At 67.6% G+C, this 18,555-nt stretch carries 21 protein-coding genes; 9 read left to right on the top strand and 12 right to left on the bottom strand.

Annotation, left to right across the window (positions count from 1 at the left end):
* Positions 1–53: 53 nt before the first annotated feature.
* From FOY91_RS08175 to petA, 3 genes are read right to left on the bottom strand one after another with little or no spacing between them, the layout of a single operon-like run.
* A complete protein-coding gene (locus tag FOY91_RS08175; RefSeq protein ID WP_145149944.1) occupies positions 54–908 on the bottom strand; it encodes a cytochrome c1 in 855 nt (284 codons plus the stop codon).
* 20 nt (positions 909–928) lie between these two features.
* Positions 929–2,218, bottom strand: coding sequence for a cytochrome b (locus tag FOY91_RS08170; protein WP_145149942.1), 1,290 nt, complete (start codon positions 2,216–2,218; stop codon positions 929–931).
* A gap of 13 nt (positions 2,219–2,231) precedes the next feature.
* Complete coding sequence (gene petA / locus FOY91_RS08165; protein ID WP_145149940.1) at positions 2,232–2,801, bottom strand: ubiquinol-cytochrome c reductase iron-sulfur subunit; 570 nt, start codon at positions 2,799–2,801, stop codon at positions 2,232–2,234.
* A 193-nt stretch (positions 2,802–2,994) separates the two neighbouring features.
* Between petA and FOY91_RS08160 the strand changes: the two genes are divergently transcribed.
* The 3 genes from FOY91_RS08160 to FOY91_RS08150 are packed head-to-tail and all read left to right on the top strand — an operon-like array spanning position 2,995 to position 4,938.
* Positions 2,995–3,456 (top strand): tRNA (cytidine(34)-2'-O)-methyltransferase, encoded by a 462-nt coding sequence (locus tag FOY91_RS08160; RefSeq protein WP_145149938.1) that lies wholly within the window; start codon positions 2,995–2,997, stop codon positions 3,454–3,456.
* Entirely contained in the window at positions 3,453–4,313 is an 861-nt protein-coding gene (hemF, locus tag FOY91_RS08155; protein ID WP_145149936.1) for an oxygen-dependent coproporphyrinogen oxidase, read from the top strand. Before FOY91_RS08160 ends, hemF begins: the two co-directional genes overlap by 4 nt.
* Positions 4,314–4,326: 13 nt before the next feature.
* Positions 4,327–4,938, top strand: coding sequence for a GNAT family N-acetyltransferase (locus FOY91_RS08150; RefSeq protein ID WP_145149934.1), 612 nt, complete (start codon positions 4,327–4,329; stop codon positions 4,936–4,938).
* Here FOY91_RS08150 and FOY91_RS08145 read toward each other — a convergent pair.
* A complete protein-coding gene (locus tag FOY91_RS08145; RefSeq protein WP_145149933.1) occupies positions 4,890–5,711 on the bottom strand; it encodes a hypothetical protein in 822 nt (273 codons plus the stop codon). The genes FOY91_RS08150 and FOY91_RS08145 overlap by 49 nt on opposite strands.
* 96 nt (positions 5,712–5,807) lie before the next feature.
* Here FOY91_RS08145 and lipB point away from each other — a divergent pair, with 96 nt between their 5' ends.
* The 3 genes from lipB (at position 5,808) to FOY91_RS08130 (ending at position 7,775) form a co-directional block, all read left to right on the top strand.
* A complete protein-coding gene (lipB, locus tag FOY91_RS08140; RefSeq protein ID WP_145149931.1) occupies positions 5,808–6,476 on the top strand; it encodes a lipoyl(octanoyl) transferase LipB in 669 nt (222 codons plus the stop codon).
* Positions 6,477–6,567: 91 nt separating this feature from the next.
* Positions 6,568–6,846, top strand: a complete 279-nt coding sequence (locus FOY91_RS08135; protein ID WP_145149929.1) for a hypothetical protein — start codon at positions 6,568–6,570, stop codon at positions 6,844–6,846.
* A 260-nt stretch (positions 6,847–7,106) separates the two neighbouring features.
* Positions 7,107–7,775 (top strand): hypothetical protein, encoded by a 669-nt coding sequence (locus FOY91_RS08130; RefSeq protein ID WP_203234527.1) that lies wholly within the window; start codon positions 7,107–7,109, stop codon positions 7,773–7,775.
* Positions 7,776–7,813: 38 nt separating this feature from the next.
* Here FOY91_RS08130 and queE read toward each other — a convergent pair whose 3' ends face one another.
* The 7 genes from queE to FOY91_RS08095 form a co-directional block, all read right to left on the bottom strand.
* Positions 7,814–8,461 (bottom strand): 7-carboxy-7-deazaguanine synthase, encoded by a 648-nt coding sequence (queE, locus tag FOY91_RS08125; protein WP_145149927.1) that lies wholly within the window; start codon positions 8,459–8,461, stop codon positions 7,814–7,816.
* The gene (gene queC / locus FOY91_RS08120; protein ID WP_145149925.1) at positions 8,461–9,162 is read right to left on the bottom strand and encodes a 7-cyano-7-deazaguanine synthase QueC; all 702 of its coding nucleotides are present in this window, start codon (positions 9,160–9,162) and stop codon (positions 8,461–8,463) included. The genes queE and queC overlap by 1 nt, the downstream gene beginning before the upstream one ends.
* Positions 9,163–9,355: 193 nt before the next feature.
* The gene (locus FOY91_RS08115; protein WP_145149923.1) at positions 9,356–9,763 is read right to left on the bottom strand and encodes a DUF3617 domain-containing protein; all 408 of its coding nucleotides are present in this window, start codon (positions 9,761–9,763) and stop codon (positions 9,356–9,358) included.
* A gap of 198 nt (positions 9,764–9,961) precedes the next feature.
* Positions 9,962–10,870, bottom strand: coding sequence for an Hsp33 family molecular chaperone HslO (hslO, locus tag FOY91_RS08110; RefSeq protein WP_145149921.1), 909 nt, complete (start codon positions 10,868–10,870; stop codon positions 9,962–9,964).
* A gap of 140 nt (positions 10,871–11,010) precedes the next feature.
* Entirely contained in the window at positions 11,011–11,952 is a 942-nt protein-coding gene (argF, locus tag FOY91_RS08105; protein ID WP_145149919.1) for an ornithine carbamoyltransferase, read from the bottom strand.
* The gene (locus FOY91_RS08100) at positions 11,949–13,139 is read right to left on the bottom strand and encodes an aspartate aminotransferase family protein (RefSeq protein WP_145149917.1); all 1,191 of its coding nucleotides are present in this window, start codon (positions 13,137–13,139) and stop codon (positions 11,949–11,951) included. Before FOY91_RS08100 ends, argF begins: the two co-directional genes overlap by 4 nt.
* 157 nt (positions 13,140–13,296) lie before the next feature.
* A complete protein-coding gene (locus tag FOY91_RS08095) occupies positions 13,297–14,124 on the bottom strand; it encodes an ABC transporter permease (protein ID WP_145149915.1) in 828 nt (275 codons plus the stop codon).
* Positions 14,125–14,213: 89 nt separating this feature from the next.
* On the opposite strand from FOY91_RS08095, the gene FOY91_RS08090 reads away from it, so the two are divergent.
* The 3 genes from FOY91_RS08090 (at position 14,214) to parE (ending at position 17,769) form a co-directional block, all read left to right on the top strand.
* Complete coding sequence (locus FOY91_RS08090; protein WP_145149913.1) at positions 14,214–14,924, top strand: GcrA family cell cycle regulator; 711 nt, start codon at positions 14,214–14,216, stop codon at positions 14,922–14,924.
* A gap of 61 nt (positions 14,925–14,985) precedes the next feature.
* Complete coding sequence (locus tag FOY91_RS08085) at positions 14,986–15,738, top strand: Crp/Fnr family transcriptional regulator (RefSeq protein WP_145149911.1); 753 nt, start codon at positions 14,986–14,988, stop codon at positions 15,736–15,738.
* A 48-nt stretch (positions 15,739–15,786) separates the two neighbouring features.
* Positions 15,787–17,769, top strand: coding sequence for a DNA topoisomerase IV subunit B (gene parE, locus FOY91_RS08080; RefSeq protein WP_145149909.1), 1,983 nt, complete (start codon positions 15,787–15,789; stop codon positions 17,767–17,769).
* 2 nt (positions 17,770–17,771) lie between these two features.
* Here parE and FOY91_RS08075 read toward each other — a convergent pair.
* On the bottom strand, positions 17,772–18,555 hold a 784-nt coding region (locus FOY91_RS08075), incomplete at its 5' end, for an EAL domain-containing protein (RefSeq protein ID WP_420822867.1).

Raw genomic sequence — 18,555 nt, 5'->3', positions numbered from 1 at the left:
CGCCGACGAATGCCGTGGGACGATCGCTGCCGATCACCCCGAGCAGCGTTGGCTCAATGCTTACGGCCCGCCCAGATGTTCTGGTACGAGAAGTAGGCCAGCGTCGTCGCGATCAGCAGGAAGATCACCACGGCCACGCCGGTACGGTGACGGTTCTCCAGCTTCGGTTCGGCCGTCCAGACGAGGAACGCGGAGACGTCCTGCGCCATCTGATCGACCGAGGCCTTGGTGCCGTCGGCGTAGCTTACCTGACCGTCGGCCACGAGGGGCGGCGGCATCGCGAAGTTGAGGTTGGCGTAATAGGGATTGAAGTGCAGGTTCGCCGATGGCTTCGCGTCGGCCGGCAGCGCTTCGCCCTTCTCGTTGCGATAGGTGTTCGGGTCGCGATAGCCGGTCAGCAGCGAGTGCACATAGGGCGCGCCGCCCTCACGCGCCTTGGTGATGAGCGAGAGATCCGGCGGCAGCGCATTGTTGTTCGCGGCCCGCGCGGCGGTCTCGTTGGCATAAGGCGACGGAATGTAGTCGGACGGCAGCGCCTTTCGCGTCGCCGGCTCGCCCGTCTCCGGGTTCACCGAGGGCACCTCGGTCGCCCAGTTCTTGGCGATTGCCTTCACTTCCGGCACGGTGAAGCCGATCTCGCTCAGGTCGCGGAAGGCGACGAGACGGGCCGAGTGGCAGGCCGAGCAGACTTCCTTGTAGACCTGAAAGCCGCGCTGGAGCTGCTGACGATCGAACTTGCCGAGCATCCCGTCGCTGGCCAGATGCAGCGGCTTGGGGTGCAGGTGGAACTCGTGCGCGGCGGTCGCGGGCTCGGATTCATACGATGCGGTGATGATCGCGAGGATCAGCGCGGCGATGAAGCCCAAGCCCACGATCGGGGCGATGAGGGGTCCGAATAAGCGGAGCATGGTCTGTCTTTCCCCTGAGCTCAGGCCGTCTGCGTGCCAAACGGCGCGGCTTCAGCCTTTTCGCCATGCAGCACGGATTCCGTGATCGAATTCGGCAGCGGCAGCGGACGCTCGATGCGCGAGATGATCGGCAGGATGATGAGGAAGTGCGCGAAGTAGTAAGCGGCGCACACCTGGCTGCCGAGCACCACCAGCACGGTGGGCTCTGCTTGGCCGAGATAGCCCAGCACGAGCACGTCCACCACGAGCATCCAGAAGAACCACTTGTACTTCGGCCGGTAGTTGGCCGAGCGCACCGGCGACCGATCGATCCACGGCAAGAAGAACAGCAGCAGGATCGAGCCGAACATGGCCATCACGCCCCACAGCTTCGCCGGGATCCACAGGAAGTTGAAGGTGAACGCCTTCAGGATCGCGTAGAACGGCAGGAAGTACCACTCGGGCACGATGTGCGCCGGGGTGGAGAGCGGGTTGGCGGGGATGTAGTTGTCCGGATGGCCAAGCGCGTTCGGCGCGAAGAACAGCACCAGCGCGAAGAGCGTGAGGAACACGCCGAGGCCGAAGCCGTCCTTGGCGGTGTAATAGGGGTGGAACGGCACCGTATCCTGCGGCCCCTTCACGTCCACGCCGGTCGGGTTGTTCGAGCCGGGGATGTGCAGTGCCCAGATGTGGAGGATGATGACCCCCGCGATCACGAACGGCAGCAGATAGTGGAGCGAGAAGAAGCGGTTCAGCGCGGCGTTGTCCGGCGCGAAGCCGCCCAGCAGCCAGATGCGGATCGGATCGCCGACGACCGGGATGGCCGAGAAGAAGCCGGTGATGACCTGCGCGCCCCAGAAGCTCATCTGGCCCCACGGCAGCACGTAGCCCATGAAAGCGGTCGCCATCATCAGCAGGAAGATGACCACGCCCAGCAGCCACACCATTTCGCGCGGCGCCTTGTACGAGCCGTAGAACAGCCCGCGGAAGATGTGGATATAGACGACGATGAAGAAGAAGCTGGCCCCGTTGGCGTGCGCATAACGGAGCAGCCAGCCAGAGTTCACGTCACGCATGATCTGCTCGACGGAGTCGAACGCGATCGCGCCGTTGGCGGCATAGTGCATCGCCAGCACGATGCCGGTGATGATCTGGATGCCGAGCGCGGCCCCGGCGAGGACGCCGAAGTTCCAGAAATAGTTCAGGTTGCGCGGCACCGGATAACCGGCGCCCACCGCGTTGTACACCAGTCGCGGAACCGGCAGCCGCTGATCCAGCCACTGCATGACGGGATGTTTCGGCGCATAATGCTGTGCCCAGGGAAAGCTCATCGTCGGTTACCCCTCAGCCGATCTGCACGACGGTATCGGATTTGAATGCGTAGTCCGGCACGTGCAGGTTCAGCGGTGCCGGACCTTTGCGGATGCGCGCGGCCGTATCGTAGTGCGAGCCATGGCACGGGCAGAAATATCCGCCGAAGTCGCCCCGCGCCTCACCCTCGCCGGCGCCGAGCGGCACGCAGCCCAGATGGGTGCAGACGCCCATCGTGATGAGCCAGTTGTTGTGGCCTTCCTTGGTGCGCTCGGCCAGCGTGGCCGGGTCGCGCAACGAGGAGGCGTCGACCGCATTGGCCTCAGCGATTTCCTTGGGCATCAGGTTGCGGATGAACACCGGCTGCTTGCGCCACGATGTCTTGATCGCCTGCCCCGGCTTGATCGCCGCGAGATCCACCTCGATCGAGGCGAGCGCGAGCACGTCCGCCGAAGGGTTCATCTGGTTGACCAGCGGGATCAGCACGGTGGCCGCGCCGATACCGGCAAAGCTGACCGCCGCGATGTTGATGAAGTCGCGCCGGCGTGTGCCGTCGCCCGAATGCCCGTCTGCCGGACCATCTGTCTGTTCGAGCGTCGCCATGTACCGGACCCTATCGCTGCCACGAAACGCGCGACGCCGGCCAAGCCATTCCGTTACCGGCGACCCCCAGACATCACGCCACCGCCTTTGCACCCCCGGCGGTTGCGGCGCTGATAGCCCCGCGTCCGCTGTTTTGCCAACTGGTAATCGTTCCATATGGTACTTTGAGAATCGTTCGCATAACTATGACGTCATGCGTATCGCCCTCTATCAGCCCGATATCGCCGGCAATGTCGGCACGATCATGCGGACCGCGGCCTGCTTCTCGGTCGGGCTGGACGTGATCGAGCCGTGCGGCTTCCCCTTCGCGCCGGACCGGCCGGAGCGCGGCCTGCGGCGTGCCGCGATGGATTATGGCGCCCGGGCCGACGTGCGCCGCCATGCCGACTGGGCCGCGTTTCGCGGAGCCACGCCGGGGCGACTCGTGCTGTTCACCACCCGCGCCGCGATCCGCCTGCCGGACGCGCGTTTCACGGCGGACGACGTGCTGCTGTTCGGTTCGGAAGGGGCCGGCGTGCCGGACGCGGTGCACGAGGCGAGCGCCGTGCGCGTGCGCATCCCGCTGGCGCCGGGTGCGCGCTCCTTGAATGTCGCCGTCTCGGCTGGCATCGCGCTGGCCGAGGCACTGAGACAGACGGGACTGTATCCGGCATGATCGCGATGGACGAACAGCAACAGGCGGCGCGAAGCTGGTTCGAGGCGTTGCGCACGCGCATCTGCGCCGCCTTCGAGGCGATCGAACGCGAGGCCGGCAGCGACGCGACCTTCGACTATCTGGCCTGGACCCGCCCGCCTGACGGGGACGCTGAGAGCGGCGGCGGCGGCGTGCGCGGGCTGATGAAGGGCAGCGTGTTCGAGAAGGGGGGCGTCAACGTCTCCACCGTGGGCGGCGCGCTGCAAGGCGACTTCGCAAAGACGATCCACGGCGCGGCGGAGAACCCGGCGTTCTTCGCCACCGGCATCAGCCTGGTGGCGCACATGGCCAATCCACACGTCCCGGCGGTCCACATGAACACGCGGTTCCTCGCCACCACCAAGCGCTGGTTCGGCGGCGGGGCGGACCTGAACCCGCCGATCCCCTATGACGAGGACACCGCCGACTTCCACGCCGCGCTGGCAGCGGCGTGCGAGGCGAACAGCCCGCCCGGCGACTATCCGCGCTTCGCCAAATGGGCCGAGGACTATTTCTGGATCCCGCACCGCAACGTCTCGCGCGGGGTGGGCGGCATCTTTTACGACCATCTCGAATGTGGCGACGAGGCCGCGTTCGATGCCACCTTCGCGCTCACCCGCGCGGTGGGCGAGGCGTTCCTCGCCAGCTTCCCCGCCATCGTGCGGCGGCGAATGGGGATGGCTGCCAGCGAGGCGGACCGCGAGACGATGCTCGCCTATCGCGGCCGCTATGCCGAGTTCAACCTCGTCTATGATCGCGGCACCTCGTTCGGCCTCAAGACCGGCGGCAACATCGATGCGATCCTGATGAGCCTGCCGCCCGTCGCCACATGGTCCTGAGCGGACGCCGGGCATGACGCTGACGCCGGTGCCGCCCGGCCAGCTCGCCACGATCGTCACCTCGCTGGAGATGACGACCGCGCCGCGCCCGCGCCCGCTGCCGCCCGCCCCGTTCCGCCTCGTCCGCTGGCCGGCGCCACAGCCCGATCGCTACCGCGCGCTGTTCCGCCGGATCGGGACGCGCTGGCTGTGGTTCTCGCGGCTGGCGATGGACGATGCAGCAGTGCTGGCGATCGTCGGTGATCCGGCGGTGGAGGTGTTCGCGATGGTCGACCGGCAGGGCATCGAGATCGGGATGCTCGAACTCGATTTCCGGGAGGCCGGCACCTGCACGCTCGCCTATGTTGGGCTGATCCCGGAACTGGCGGGCAAGGGGCATGGCGGCTGGCTGATGGCGCAGGCGCTGGGCCTCGGCTGGCGCAAGGGGATCACGCGGTTGCAGGTGAACACCTGCACGCTCGATCACCCCGCCGCGCTGCCGTTCTACCTGAAAAGCGGGTTTCGTGCCGTTGCGCGGACGGTCGAGACGTTCGTCGATCCGCGCCTCGCCGGCCTGCTGCCGCGCGAGGCGGCGCCTCAGATCCCCCTGTTCGAGCCGGTTCTGGCCGGACCGGCGACAAGCTGACGATAGACACAGGCGAGCATCAAATAGAGCCACGTCACGAAGCCCGCGTTCACCGTGGCCGCGAGGATGGACAGCAGCAACCGCCCGAGATCCGGATCGCCGAGCAGCCGGCCCAGACCCAGCAGCACCGTGCCGCCCGCCGCCACCACCGCCACGCTGGCGACGACGCTGGCGGCGAAGAACGCCGCGATCACTCCCAGCAGCCGCCAGAACATCCCCTGGGTCAGCGCCCACGATCGCCTCACCGTGGCGATCACCCCCAGCGGCTCGGCCGCCGCCACGGTGTTGAGCAGCAGCAGCCTTACCAGCATGAACAGCAGCGCGATCATGACGGCGATACAATAGAGCAGCAGCAACAGGGCGAGCGCGGGATTGAGTTTCTGCACCGCCGCCTCGCCCCCCACCAGCAGCGGCATCGCCGGCAGCGCCAGCATGGCGAAGCCAAGGCCCAGCAACACCGACGCGCCCACCGCAACCGCCAGCCGCCGTGCAGCAGCGCGGAACGCCTCGCCGACGCTGATCCCCCGCCCCAACGCCAGCAGCGAGATGACGAGCGAGGCGAACAACGTGGCCAGCAGGCTGACCGGATTGGCGAGCACGCCCGGATCGACTCCCGTCGCCGCCGCCCCGGCCGTCGCCACGGGGCGCAACTGGTCCATCAGCACCGTCGGCAGCACGATCAGCGCGAGCGCGACCGGCGCCAGCAGACCCGCCTCGCGCCGCGCGAGCGCATTGGCCTCTTCCCATGCGGCGGAAATCGATATGGACGCCATTTATTCTCCGTTCGGCGCGCTTGTAGGCCGCGTCGGGCCGGCCGCGCAATCGCGATGGCGGCTTGATCGCAGGGTCCGCCCGCGTCATCAGGCGGCATGAACGGCAGTGATTACGACGGGATAGAATGGCGCGTCTCGGCCGGGCTCACGCCCTACCCCGAGGCGCTGGCCGAAATGGAGGCGCGCGCCGCCGCCATCCGCGAGGGCACCGCGGGCGAACTGATCTGGCTGCTCGAGCATCCGCCGCTCTACACCGCCGGCACCAGCGCGGTGGCGGGCGAACTGCTCTCCCCCACCCGCTTCCCGGTCTATCGCGCCGGGCGCGGCGGGCGCTATACTTACCACGGGCCGGGCCAGCGCGTCGGCTACGTGCTGCTGGATCTGGAAAAGCGCGGGCGCGACGTGCGTCGCTTCGTCCATGCGCTCGAAGGCTGGGTGATCGCCACGCTGGGCGAACTCGGGATCGCGGCGCGTTCCGAGGAGGGGCGTGTCGGCATCTGGGTGGGCCACGGGGCGGCGGAGGCGAAGATCGGCGCGATCGGGGTACGCGTGCGCCGTTGGGTTACGCTACACGGATTCGCGCTGAACGTCTCACCCGACCTGTCGCACTTCGGCGGCATCGTGCCGTGCGGCCTGCCCGACTTTGCCGTCACCAGCCTTTCCGCGCTCGGCCATCCGGCGGACATGGCGGCAGTCGATGCCGCATTGCACGCAAATCTGCCCGCCTTCACCGCTTCTTTGATGCAGTGCACCGAGAAGCCTTGAGGAAGACGGCGTTTTATGGGAAATGTCCGTCGCGTTCTGGATACTCGGGCCGTCGAGAGCCGACCCAGATCGACTATCTAGGGAGTCTGATATGCGTGGTACTTTTTCCAAGACGATGACCGCCGTGATGGTCGCGGGTGCGGCTCTGCTCGTGTCCGCGTGCGGCAGCAGCGAGACGAACACCGTGGAGACCAACTCCATGGAGATGAACAGCATGGAGCCCGCCATGGAGGGTTCGATGAACGACGTGACCGCCGTCGATGCGACGATGGGTGCGGACGCCAACATGATGGGCGACAACTCGATGGCGATGGGCAACGCCATGGAGTCCAACATGATGGACAACACCAGCATGGGCAACGCGATGTAATACGCCGACCGGCGTATTCCTTTCGTATTGCGGAGGGCCGCCCGGGCAATCGGGCGGCCCTTTCGATTCCACCCTTTGCCGAATGGTTACTCCGATCGCCGCATATCCGCAGGGATGCGGTCGATTCGGTTGCATCGCGGGCGGCGCTTGCGGCATAAGCGGGGCACCGCGCGGATGGCCGGTAGCATCCCGCCGGTCACTGCATCAGGGCCGGGGGACAGGCCGGTCCCGTTGTTCGGGCCGGTTCGGGGAGTGTGGATATGTCGTTTCGTTCGCGTCGGCTGATTGCCGCTACGGCGTTGTTGAGCCTGGGCACCAGCTTCAGCGCGGAGGCTGCCGCCTATCTGTTCTGGCGCCCCCCCGTCTTCACCGGCACGCCGGTGAAGGGCGACGAGCCGGGCCTCGGCCTGCCGATGCCCAAGGCGACCGCGAAGGAAACCGCGGCGCATCTGCTGTGGAACATGCGCGCCGGCCTCAACGTCGCCGCGCTGCAATGCCAGTTCGCGCCCGCGCTGATGACGGTGCGCAACTATAACGAGATCCTGCGTCAGCACGGCGAGGAGCTGAACGGCGCCTACCAGTCGATCAGCGGCTACTTCAAGCGCACCGGCGGCAAGGCGTGGCAGACCGCGCTCGATCAATACACCACGCGCACCTACAACGGCTTCTCGACGCTCTATGCCCAGATGGGCTTCTGCGAGACGGCCGGCTCGATCGGTCGCGACGCGCTCGACCGCCGCAAGGGCGATCTGCACACCACCGCCGAAACGCGGATGCGCGAATTCCGCAACAGCCTCGTACCCGCCGGCGACGGCCTCTATGCGCTGCGGCTCTCCTACATCCAGACGAACATGCAACTCCCCTCACTCGACGCGAAATGCTGGGACAAGAAGGATCGTCTTCGCAAGGCCTGCGGCGGCACGGCCTGACCGCTGCCTGACTGACACCCCGCCCCGCCGGGCCTGCCTCAGCGCAGGCCCAGCGTCTTGTGCGTCTGGGTGGACAATCGCCAGCGCGGGTGGCCGATCACGAACCTGATCGCCGCCGTCTGGGTATCGGCGTGCGAGGTGCCGTCCATCGGCGAGACAAGATGATGGGTGAAGTCCCACGACTCCATCGCCTTGTAGTCCAGCCCCGGCTGCGGCCACACGATCTTCAGTTCGTCACCGGCCCGCAGCACCACCTCGGTGCCGGCCTTGGGGCTGACGCACAGCCAGTCCACCCCGGGCGGGCGGGGCTGCGTGCCGTTCGTCTCGACCGCAATCTCGAACCCGCGCGCCGCCAGCGCGACGGTCAGCGCGGCATCCACTTGCAACAGCGGCTCGCCGCCGGTCAGCACCACGAAGCCGCGGCCGCTGTCGTCCTCGAGCCCCTCGGCCCACATGGTCGCGGCCCGTTCCACCAGCGCCGCCGCATCGGCATAGCGCCCGCCATGATCGCCCGAGAAGCCGACGAAATCGGTATCGCAGAAACGACAGTCGGCCGTGGCGCGATCCGCTTCGCGGCCGGACCACAGATTGCAGCCGGTAAAGCGGATGAACAGCGCGCGGCGGCCGGCGTTCATCCCCTCGCCCTGCAACGTCAGGAACATCTCCTTGACGGCATAGCCCGCCATCAGGGCACCACCGCATAACGGGTCGGGTCCGGCAGCCCGGCCTCGATATAGCCCTTCGCGCGCAGCCGGCAGCTGTCGCACAGGCCGCAATGCAACGCGCCGGGCGCGGGATCGTAGCAGGACCAACTCATCCCCGCGTCCATGCCCAGCCGGGCCGCCTCGCGCGCGATATCGGCCTTCGTCATCGCCAGCAGCGGCGTGTGGATGGTGAAGCGATCGCCCTCCACCCCCGCCTTGGTGGCGACGTCCGCCAGCGCCTGAAACGCCTCGACGAACTCCGGCCGGCAGTCGGGATAGCCCGAGTAATCGAGCGCGTTCACCCCGATGAAGATATCGCGCGCGCCCGTCGCCTCGGCGAAACCGAGCGCCAGCGACAGGAAGATCGTATTGCGCGCGGGCACGTAGGTGGAAGGGATGCTCTCCCCCACCCCGCTTTTGGGCACCGGGGCGTCGCTGGTGAGCGAGGAGCCACCGAACAGCGTGAGATCGAGCGGCATGACGATATGGCGCCGCGCCGGCAGTGCCGAGGCGATCCGCCGCGCTGCCGCCAGCTCGACCAGATGGCGCTGGTTGTAGTTGATCGTCAGCGCCTCGACGGCAAAGCCGCGCTCGCGCGCGATGCCGGCCGCCACCATCGAGTCGAGCCCGCCCGAGAGCAGCACCACCGCGCCGCGCTTTCCTTCGTCCTGGGGTATCTGCATGGCACGGCGGCTACCGGATTTCCCGCCGCGGCGAAAGTGCGCGTGCCGCAATCGGTGCCGACGACCGCCGATAAAATACGGGCCGCCCGTTTTATCGGACGGCCCAGTATAGGCATTTCAGCCTGCTAGGGAGGACGTCGCGCCGAACCGGCACCACGAATGCCGGCATAGGCGCCTTTATCTAAACCGCTGCTTAACGGCTTGCACTGCGGGCCGGGCAATCGCCGATGCGGCGGGCCTGCGCGGTAAAGTCGAACGGGGCATTGTCGGCGATGCCCTGCGTGGCGATGCGGACGGAGGCCGGGGTGGAGACGCGCACGGTGGTGCGGCCCCAGCCCGTGCCGGGGCAGCTGTAATGCATCGTGGCGCTCGCCTTCTCGTCGGCGATCACCAGCCGCGTACAGGCGCCGGCCCGGTGGCGGATCTGGAACAGCGCCTCCGGATTGGCCACGCACATCGTGCGCGCCGGCTCCCCGGGCACCTGAAGCTGCCACTGGCCGGGGGTGATCGCCGTCATCGCGTTCAGCACCGGCTGGGCGTGCGCCACCGATGCGACGGCGAACAGAAGCGGGATGAGGCACAGCGCGCGGGTGATCGACATGGCATTCCTCCTGCGAAGCGCCCGCCCCGACGGGGAGGGCGCCGATCGCCGGCGACGCCCGGACCAGCCCGTGGCCGATCCGCCGCGACGCGCTCGCCGGATACAGGGGGCATAGTCGAATGGCTGTCATGCGCCTGTGACGGTCATCACCGGCCCGCCGCCGACAAGACGAAGCCGTCGGATCGCACGACGAAGACGTTACTCGACGAGAATATCCGCCAGCGCGATCGAGAAACGGCGTGAACAGAATTCGCAATCGACGTGGATCAGCCCGTCCTCGTCCGCCATGGCGCGCTGCTCGTCCGCCGGGAAGCGGGCGATCACGTCGCGCGTGTGCACCGGGTTGCAGCGACACCCGCGCGACAGCGACACGCCCGGCAGCACGCGCACCTCGTCCGCCTCGTTGAACAGCCGCCACGCGATCTGCTCCAGCTTCAACGACGAATCGGTCAGTTCGCCCGGCGTGATCGTGCTGGCGAGCGCATGGACCTGCTCCCACTCCGGGTGATCGAGCCGGGTGTGCAGCCGCTCACGCCCCTCCTCGCCCTCCGGCAGATGCTGGAGCATCAGGCCGCCGGCGATATGTCCCTCCGGCCCCTTCGCGACGGATGCCAGCCGCACCAGGCTGGGTATCTGTTCGGACTGGCTGAAATAGCTTTCCGCCGCCTCCGCCAGCGATCCGCCCTCGAGCGGCACGATGCCCTGATAGCGTTCGCCAGACACCGCCTGATCGAAGGTGATCGCCAGATAGCCCTTGCCGAACAGCGCGAAGAGCGAGGGCGTGACCGGCATCTCGGCCAGCCGGACCGGATCGTGGCGCACGTAGCCGCGCATCTCGCCACCGCGATAGTCGCACACCAGCAGGTCCACCACGCCGCCCTCGGTCTGCGCCTGCACGGTAAGCTGGCCCTCCTTGTGCTTGAGGGTGGAGCCGAGCAGCGCGGTGAGGGTCAGCGCCTCGGCCAGCAACTGGCCGATCGCGGGGGGATAATCATGCGCGGCGAGGATGGAATCAAGCACCGGCCCCAGCCGCACCAGCCGTCCGCGCGCGTGGCGCGAGGGGATGGTGAAGCCCAATACCGTGTCGATCGTCCCCGAAACGCTCAAGGCCCGGCCCGCGCCGTCGCCGTCTGGTCGTATGCTCGCCAACTTCCGTATCCCGCCTGGCGCCGGCAGGGCCGGCTCGTTCAGCGAACTATGTCGGGAGCAGGAGCGCGAATGACAAGCAGGCGATGGCCTGCGGGGTGTTACCCCACCAGGCCGAAGCACCAGAGCAGCACCGCCTTCTGCGCGTGCAGGCGGTTCTCGGCCTCGTCCCAGATCGCCGACTGCGCGCCGTCGATCACCGCGTCCGTCACTTCCTCGCCACGATGCGCGGGCAGGCAGTGGAGGAAGGTGGCGTCGGGTGCCGCCGCCGCCATCACCGCCGGGGTCACCTGAAACGGCATCATCGCCGCCAGCTTCGCCTCGGCATGATCCTGCCCCATCGAGATCCACGTATCGGTAACGACCACGTCGGCCCCCGCCACCGCCGCCAGTGGATCGCGCGTGATCGCGATGCGCGCCGCCGAGTCGCCCAGACGGTCGTGCGCCGCCGCCAGCAGGGCGGGGTCCGGCTCATATCCCTCGGGGCAGGCGATGCGCACGTCGAAGTGCAGCAGGCTGCCCGCCTCGATGATGGAGTGGAGCACGTTGTTGCCGTCGCCCAGCCACGCCCACGTCGTGCCGGCCAGCTTTGCCTTGCGGTCGAGCACGGTCAGCATGTCGGCCATGATCTGGCACGGGTGCGAATGATCGGTCAGGCCGTTGATGACGGGCACGGTGGCATGCCGCGCCATCTCCTCCACCTTGGCGTGGTCGTCGGTGCGGATCATGATCGCATCGACGTAGCGCGACAGCACCCGCGCCGTATCCGCCACCGATTCGCCCCGGCCCAGCTGCATCGAGCCGGCGTCCATCACGATCGTGGTGCCGCCAAGCTGGCGCATCGCCATGTCGAACGACACACGGGTGCGCGTGCTGTTCTTCTCGAAGATCATCGCCAGCGTGTGCCCGGCCAGCGGCGCATCGGCATCCGGGCGCCCCTTCGGCCAGCCAGCACGCGCCTGCTTGCGGTCGAGCGCGTCGGCCAGCATCGCGGCGATACCGTCGCCGCCGGCATCGACCAGATCGAGGAAGTGCCGGCTCATGCCGCCGCTCCGTAATCCCGTGCGGCGGCCGACAGCTTCTCGACGAACTCGGCGATGTGCGCGTCCTCGATCACCAGCGGCGGGAGGATGCGGACGACGTTCTCGCCGGCGCCCACCGTCAGCAGCCCGTGATTGTCGCGCAGGTGCGCCACGAAATCGCGTGCCTCCACCTTGTCGGTCAGCTTCAGCCCCAGCATCAGGCCCATGCCCCGCACGCTGTGGAACAGGCCGTCGTGGTTGGGGATCAGCTGCTCCAGCGCCTGCCGCAGCCGCGTGCCCTTGGCCTTCACCCCGTCGAGGAAGGCATCGTTGACCACCACGTCCATGATCGCGGAGGCCGCCGCCATCGCCAGCGGGTTGCCGCCGTAGGTGGAACCGTGCGTGCCCGGCACCATGCCCTTGGCCGCCTCTTCGGTGGCAAGGCACGCGCCGAGCGGAAAGCCACCGCCGATGCCCTTGGCCACCGCCATGATGTCCGGCACGATGCCGTATTGTTCGTGCGCGAAGAAGGTGCCGGTCCGGGCATAGCCGCACTGCACCTCGTCGAGGATCAACAGCAGGCCGTGTTCGTCCGCCAGCCGGCGCAGGCCGGTGAGGAACTCGGTAGTGGCCGGCGTCACCCCGCCCTCGCCCTGAATCGGCTCGACAAGGAAACCGGCGGTGCTGTCGTCGATCGCGGCCTCGGCGGCGGCAAGTTCGTTGAACGGCACCACCTCGAACCCGGGCAGCAGCGGCTCGAACCCGTCGCGCATCTTGGGCTGGTTGGTCGCCGAGATCGTCCCCAGCGTCCGCCCGTGGAAGGCGTTGTTGAACGAGATCAGCTTGTGCCGCTGCGGCTGGCCGTTGGCGAAGTGATAGCGCCGCGCCGTCTTAATCGCGCACTCCACCGCCTCGGCGCCGGAGTTGGTGAAGAACACCGTGTCGGCGAAGGTGGCATCCACCAGCCGCTGCGCCAGCGCCTCGCCCTGCGGGCTGCCGTACAGGTTGGAGACGTGGACGAGCGTGGCGGCCTGATCCTGGATCGCCTTCGTCAGCACCGGATGGCCGTGACCGAGGATGTTCACCGCGATGCCGCTGGCGAAATCCAGGAAACGCCGGCCGTCCTCGCTGACCAGATGGCACCCCTCGCCGCGCACCGGACGCACGCCGCACCGCGGATAGACGGGCATGAGCGGCGTGATGGTCATCGTGCGGACTCCTTCGGGGCAAAGAACGTCGGGGAAACTCCGGAAACGCAAAAAGGCGACCCGTGCCGGCCGCCTGATCGAGTCGCTCCTTTAGAAGCGCGTCGCGCGGGGAACAACCCCGCGCGCGATTAATGATGAAGGGGTCGCCGTTCTCGCCTCACGCCTTCAGCTTCCACCCCCGCTCGATCGCGGCGTAGCAGACCGCCGCCAGCGCGACGTTCACCACGAGCAGCAGGATCGAACCGACCAGCAGCGGCGAGTCCGAGACACCGAGGAAGCCGTAGCGAAAGCCCGAGATCACGTAGAAGAACGGGTTGGCGTGGCTGATCGTGTGGAACACCCCGTGCAGCCGGTCGACCGAATAGAAAGTGCCCGACAGCAGCGACAGCGGCTGCACGACGAAGTTGGTCACCGCCGCCGCATGATCGAACTTGTCCGCCCAGATCGAGGTCAGCACGCCCAGCAGCGCCAGCATCGCCGAGCCCATCAGGCCGAACCACGCGACCGCCCAGAAATGCTGGGGCAGCACGCTCACCCCCGGCCAGAAGCACATCGCGAGCCACACAGCGCAGCCCACCAGAACCGCCCGCGTGACCGAGGCGCCCACCAGCGCGACGAGCAGTTCCGCAGTGGAGAGCGGCGGCATCAGATAGTCGATGATCGTCCCCTGGATCTTGCCGGACAGGAACGAGAAGCTGGCGTTGGCGAACGCGTTCTGCATCATGCCCATCACGATCAGGCCGGGGGCGATGAAGTTGGCGAACGGCTCGCCCATCACCACGCGCCCGCCGCCGCCCAGCGCCACCGTGAAGATCACGAGGAAAAGCAGGGTGGTGATCGCCGGCGCCCAGATCGTCTGAAGCTGCACCTTGAAGAAACGGCGCACCTCCTTCACATAGAGCGCGCGCATTCCGCCCCAGTTGACCATTGGGATCACCGGCACGCCGGGGGTGGGAAGCACTCTGTTCGATGGCTGGTCGGTCATAGGCTCATCGCCTATCGCCTGCCGGCCGGGGCCGCAAGCGGCGCCGCCGACGCGGCCCGATCTCTTGGGCCCGTAGCTTGGGAAGACGTATGACCTGGACCGACGAACGCATCGAGCAGCTGAGGCGGCTGTGGGAGCAGGGGATGACGGCCAGCCAGATCGCCGAGGAACTCGGCGGCGTCAGCCGCAACGCGGTGATCGGCAAGGCGCATCGCCTGGGCCTGCAGTCGCGCCCGTCCCCCGTGCGCAGCGCCGAAACGCCGGTCGCAGCCGAGGCACCCGCCCCGGCCCCGGCCGAGCCGGTCGAGGCACCCGTAGCGGCAAAGCCGGCACCCGCGCCGGTAGCGCCCGCCGTCGAGGAAGAGGAAGCCGAGCCGGCAGTCGCCACGCCCGTCGCCCCCGTCACCATCACGGAGCAGCCGCCGATCGTCACCACGCTACCGCCCCCTCCGGCGCCGCCGCAGCAGATGGTGCGGTCGATCGGCCCGGGCGGCTTCCAGCGCCAGGGGCCGGGCGACCAGCATCCGCCGGCCACCCCCGCCCCGCCCCGCCGGCTGGTGCCGGCCAAGCCTTCCGCCGAGATGGCGGGCAAGACAAGCCTGCTGGAACTCAACGACAAGATCTGCAAATGGCCGCTCGGCCATCCGGGCGAGCCGGACTTCCATTTCTGCGGGCAGCCGAACAACCCCGGCTTCCCTTATTGCCTCGATCATTGCTCTGTCGCCTACCAGGCGCAACTGCCGCGCCGCGATCGCCGGCCACCACCGCCGCTGCCGTTCGGCGGGCCGCGCGTTCGCTAAGAGGGTTCGACGCGGGGGGAGGCAACGGCCGCCCCCCGTTTTTTGTGGGGAAATCAATACGATGTCAGGCGAGGATGTTTTCGGGCTGCTTATCCGCAAGCTCGCCAAACTCTATCCGCTCTCGCCGGAAGACGAGGCCGCGATCGTCGCGCTGCCGCACCGGCTGGAGGATCTCGACGCGCGCTCGTTCATCATCCGGCAGGGTGACCGGGCGACGCACAGTTGCCTGTTGCTGACCGGTTTCGCCTGTCGCAGCAAGAAGACCGGGCGCGCGGCACGACAGATCCTGTCGATCCACATTCCGGGCGACATGGTCGATCTGCACAATTCGATGCTGCACTTCGCCGATCACAGCGTGCAGATGCTCACGCGCGGCTCGGTCGCCTACATCCCGCGTGAGGCGATATCCGCGCTGGCGTTCGACCGACCGGCGGTGGGCCGCGCGATGTGGATCGAGACGCTGCTGGACGGGTCCATTTTTCGCGAGTGGTTGCTCAACAACGGTCGCCGCGACGCGCGCAGCCGGATTGCCCATATGCTCTGCGAATTCGCCCTGCGGCTCACCGACGCCGGCCTCACCAGCGGCGGCGGCTTCATACTGCCGATGACGCAGGTGGAACTGGCCGACGCGACCGGCCTCACCCCGATCCACGTCAACCGCCGCCTGCGCGAGCTGCATGCCGAGGGCATCATCCGCAGCGACAACCGCACCGTCTCCATCGTGGAGTGGGATCGGTTGCGTGAAATAGGCGACTTCGACCCCGCTTATCTGCACTACCCGCCCGGCCAGATTCCCCGCGTGCGGCTCGACTGACCTCGCGTCGCTCTGGTCGCCGCCCCGGCTGCGTTCTATAGGTGTTCCATGGCAGACGATCTCTTCGCATCCGGCCCTTCGCCCGTTTCCGGCACCTATGACGCCTCCTCGATCGAGGTGCTCGAGGGGCTGGAGCCGGTGCGCCGTCGCCCGGGCATGTACATCGGCGGCGTGGACGAGCGCGCCTACCACCATCTCGCCGCCGAGGTGCTGGACAATGCGATGGACGAGGCGGTCGCGGGCCATGCCAGCCGCATCGACGTGACGCTCGGCGCGGGCGACCGGCTGACGATCGTCGACAACGGCCGCGGCATTCCGGTCGATCCGCATCCCAAATATCCCGGCAAGTCCGCGCTGGAGGTGATCCTCACCACGCTGCACTCGGGCGGCAAGTTCAGCGACAAGGCCTACGCCACGTCGGGCGGCCTGCACGGCGTCGGCGTCAGCGTGGTCAACGCGCTCTCATCGGATACGGTGATCGAGGTAGCGCGCGGCAAGGAACTGTATCGCCAGACTTTCGCCAGGGGGCATCCGACCGCGCCGCTGGAAAAGATCGGCCCCGCGCCCAACCGGCGCGGCACCAGCGTGGCCTTTACCCCCGATATCGAGATCTTCGGCACGGCCGCGCACTTCAAGCCGGGCCGGCTCTACCGCCTCGCCCGCTCCAAGGCCTATCTGTACGCCGGAGTGGAGATCCGCTGGCGCTGCGACCCCTCGGTCATCGGCGACGATACGCCGGCCGAGGCGGTGTTCCAGTTCCCCGGCGGCCTTTCCGATCATCTGCGCGAACAGGTAGGCGCGCGCGAATGCGCCACTGCCGATTTCTTTTCCGGCCGGCAGGATTTCCCGAACGGCCAGGGTTCGGTCGAGTGGGCGGTGGCGTGGCCCCTGTGGTCGGACGGCAGCTACAGCTATTACTGCAACACCATCCCCACCCCGGATGGCGGCACCCACGAACACGGCCTGCGCGGCGCGATCGTGAAGGGGCTGCGCGGATTCGCCGACCTGATCGGGCAGAAGAAGGCGAAGGATCTGGCACCGGAGGATGTGATGACCGGCAGCGAGTTGATGCTCTCCGTTTTCATCCGCGATCCGCAGTTCCAGAGCCAGACGAAGGACCGCCTCACCAGCCCGGAAGCGGCCGCACTCGTCGAGAAGGCCGTGCGCGATTATTTCGACCATTTCCTCAGCGACAACATGGATCGCGGGAAGGCATTGCTCGGCTACGTCCTCGACCGGATGGACGAACGGCTGCGGCGCAAGGCGGAGCGCGAGGTTAAGCGCAAGACCGCGACCTCCGCACGCAAGCTGCGCCTGCCCGGCAAGCTCACGGATTGTGCGAACGACGACCCCAAGGGCACTGAAATCTTTATCGTCGAGGGCGACAGCGCCGGTGGGTCGGCCAAGCAGGCACGTGACCGCAAGACGCAGGCGATCCTTCCGATCCGTGGCAAGATCCTCAACGTCGCCTCGGCGAACGCGGCGAAGATCGCGGGCAACAGCGAGATCGCCGACCTGATCCAGGCGCTCGGCTGCGGCACGCGGGATCGCTGCATCCCCGACAACCTGCGCTACGAGCGTGTCGTCATCATGACCGACGCCGACGTGGACGGCGCACATATCGCCACGCTGCTGATGACGTTCTTCTTCCAGGAGATGCCGGAACTGGTGAAGCGCGGCCACCTCTACCTCGCCCAGCCGCCGCTCTACCGCCTCGTGGCCGGCGCCAAGAGCGCCTATGCGCGCGACGACGCTCACCGCAAGCAACTGGAGCGCACCACCTTCAAGGGCAAGAAGGTGGAGGTCAGCCGCTTCAAGGGCCTTGGCGAGATGAACCCGCAGCAGTTGCGCGAAACCACGATGGACCCGAAGACGCGCGGCATGCTGCGCGTGACGCTGCCGCAGGAATATGAGGAGCGTGCCAGCGTCCGCGATCTGGTCGAGCGGCTGATGGGCAAACACCCCGAGCACCGCTTCGCCTTCATTCAGGCCAATGCCGCGCAGGTCGAGGAGGACGCGATCGACGCGTAGGGCTATGCCGCCCCCTGCGCCAGCACCGGGCGCGCCGCCTGCATCGTCACCGCCGGCAGCCTCTCGAACGCCGGTCGTGCGAAATAATAGCCCTGAACGTAGCGCACGCCGATCGCTCGCAGCGCATCCAGCTCGGCCTCGGTCTCGATCCCCTCGGCGATGACCGTCACGCCAAGCGCGGTCGCCATCCTCGTCACACCGTCCACGATCAGCCGGCGCGGCAGGCTCGAATCGACCCCCCGGATCAGCTCCATGTCCAGCTTGATGATATCCGGCTGGAACCGCGCCAGCAGGTTCAGCCCGGCGTGGCCCGCCCCGAAATCGTCGAGCGCGGTGCCGAACCCCATCTTCTGGTAGGTGGCGATGATGTTGGCGACATGCGCCGGATCGACCATCTCCTCGTTCTCGGTGAACTCGAAGATCAGCCGATCGGTGGGAAAATCGATCGCCCGCGCCGTCTTCAGCGTCAACTGGATGCAGGCGGCGGGCGAATAGACCGCGTTGGGCAGGAAGTTGATCGACAACCGCGCCGGCCCGTCGAGCAACCCCGCCTTGGCCGCCGTCTCGATCGCCTTCACCCGGCACCGCTGGTCGAAGGCATAGCGGTTCGTGCCGTTCACCTGCGACAGGACGCTGAGCGCACCCTCCCCGTTCGGCCCTCGCACCAGCGCCTCGTAGGCGAAGGGCGTGCCCGTCTCGAGGTCCATGATCGGCTGGAACGCCATGGCAAAATCGAAGTCGAGCGCCGCGCCGTCGCGGCAGCCATTGCAGGCATCTGCCTTGGGA

The organism is Alterirhizorhabdus solaris, from assembly GCF_007785815.1.
Lineage (GTDB): Bacteria > Pseudomonadota > Alphaproteobacteria > Sphingomonadales > Sphingomonadaceae > Alterirhizorhabdus > Alterirhizorhabdus solaris.
This window is presented reverse-complemented; position numbering and strand designations above follow the sequence as displayed.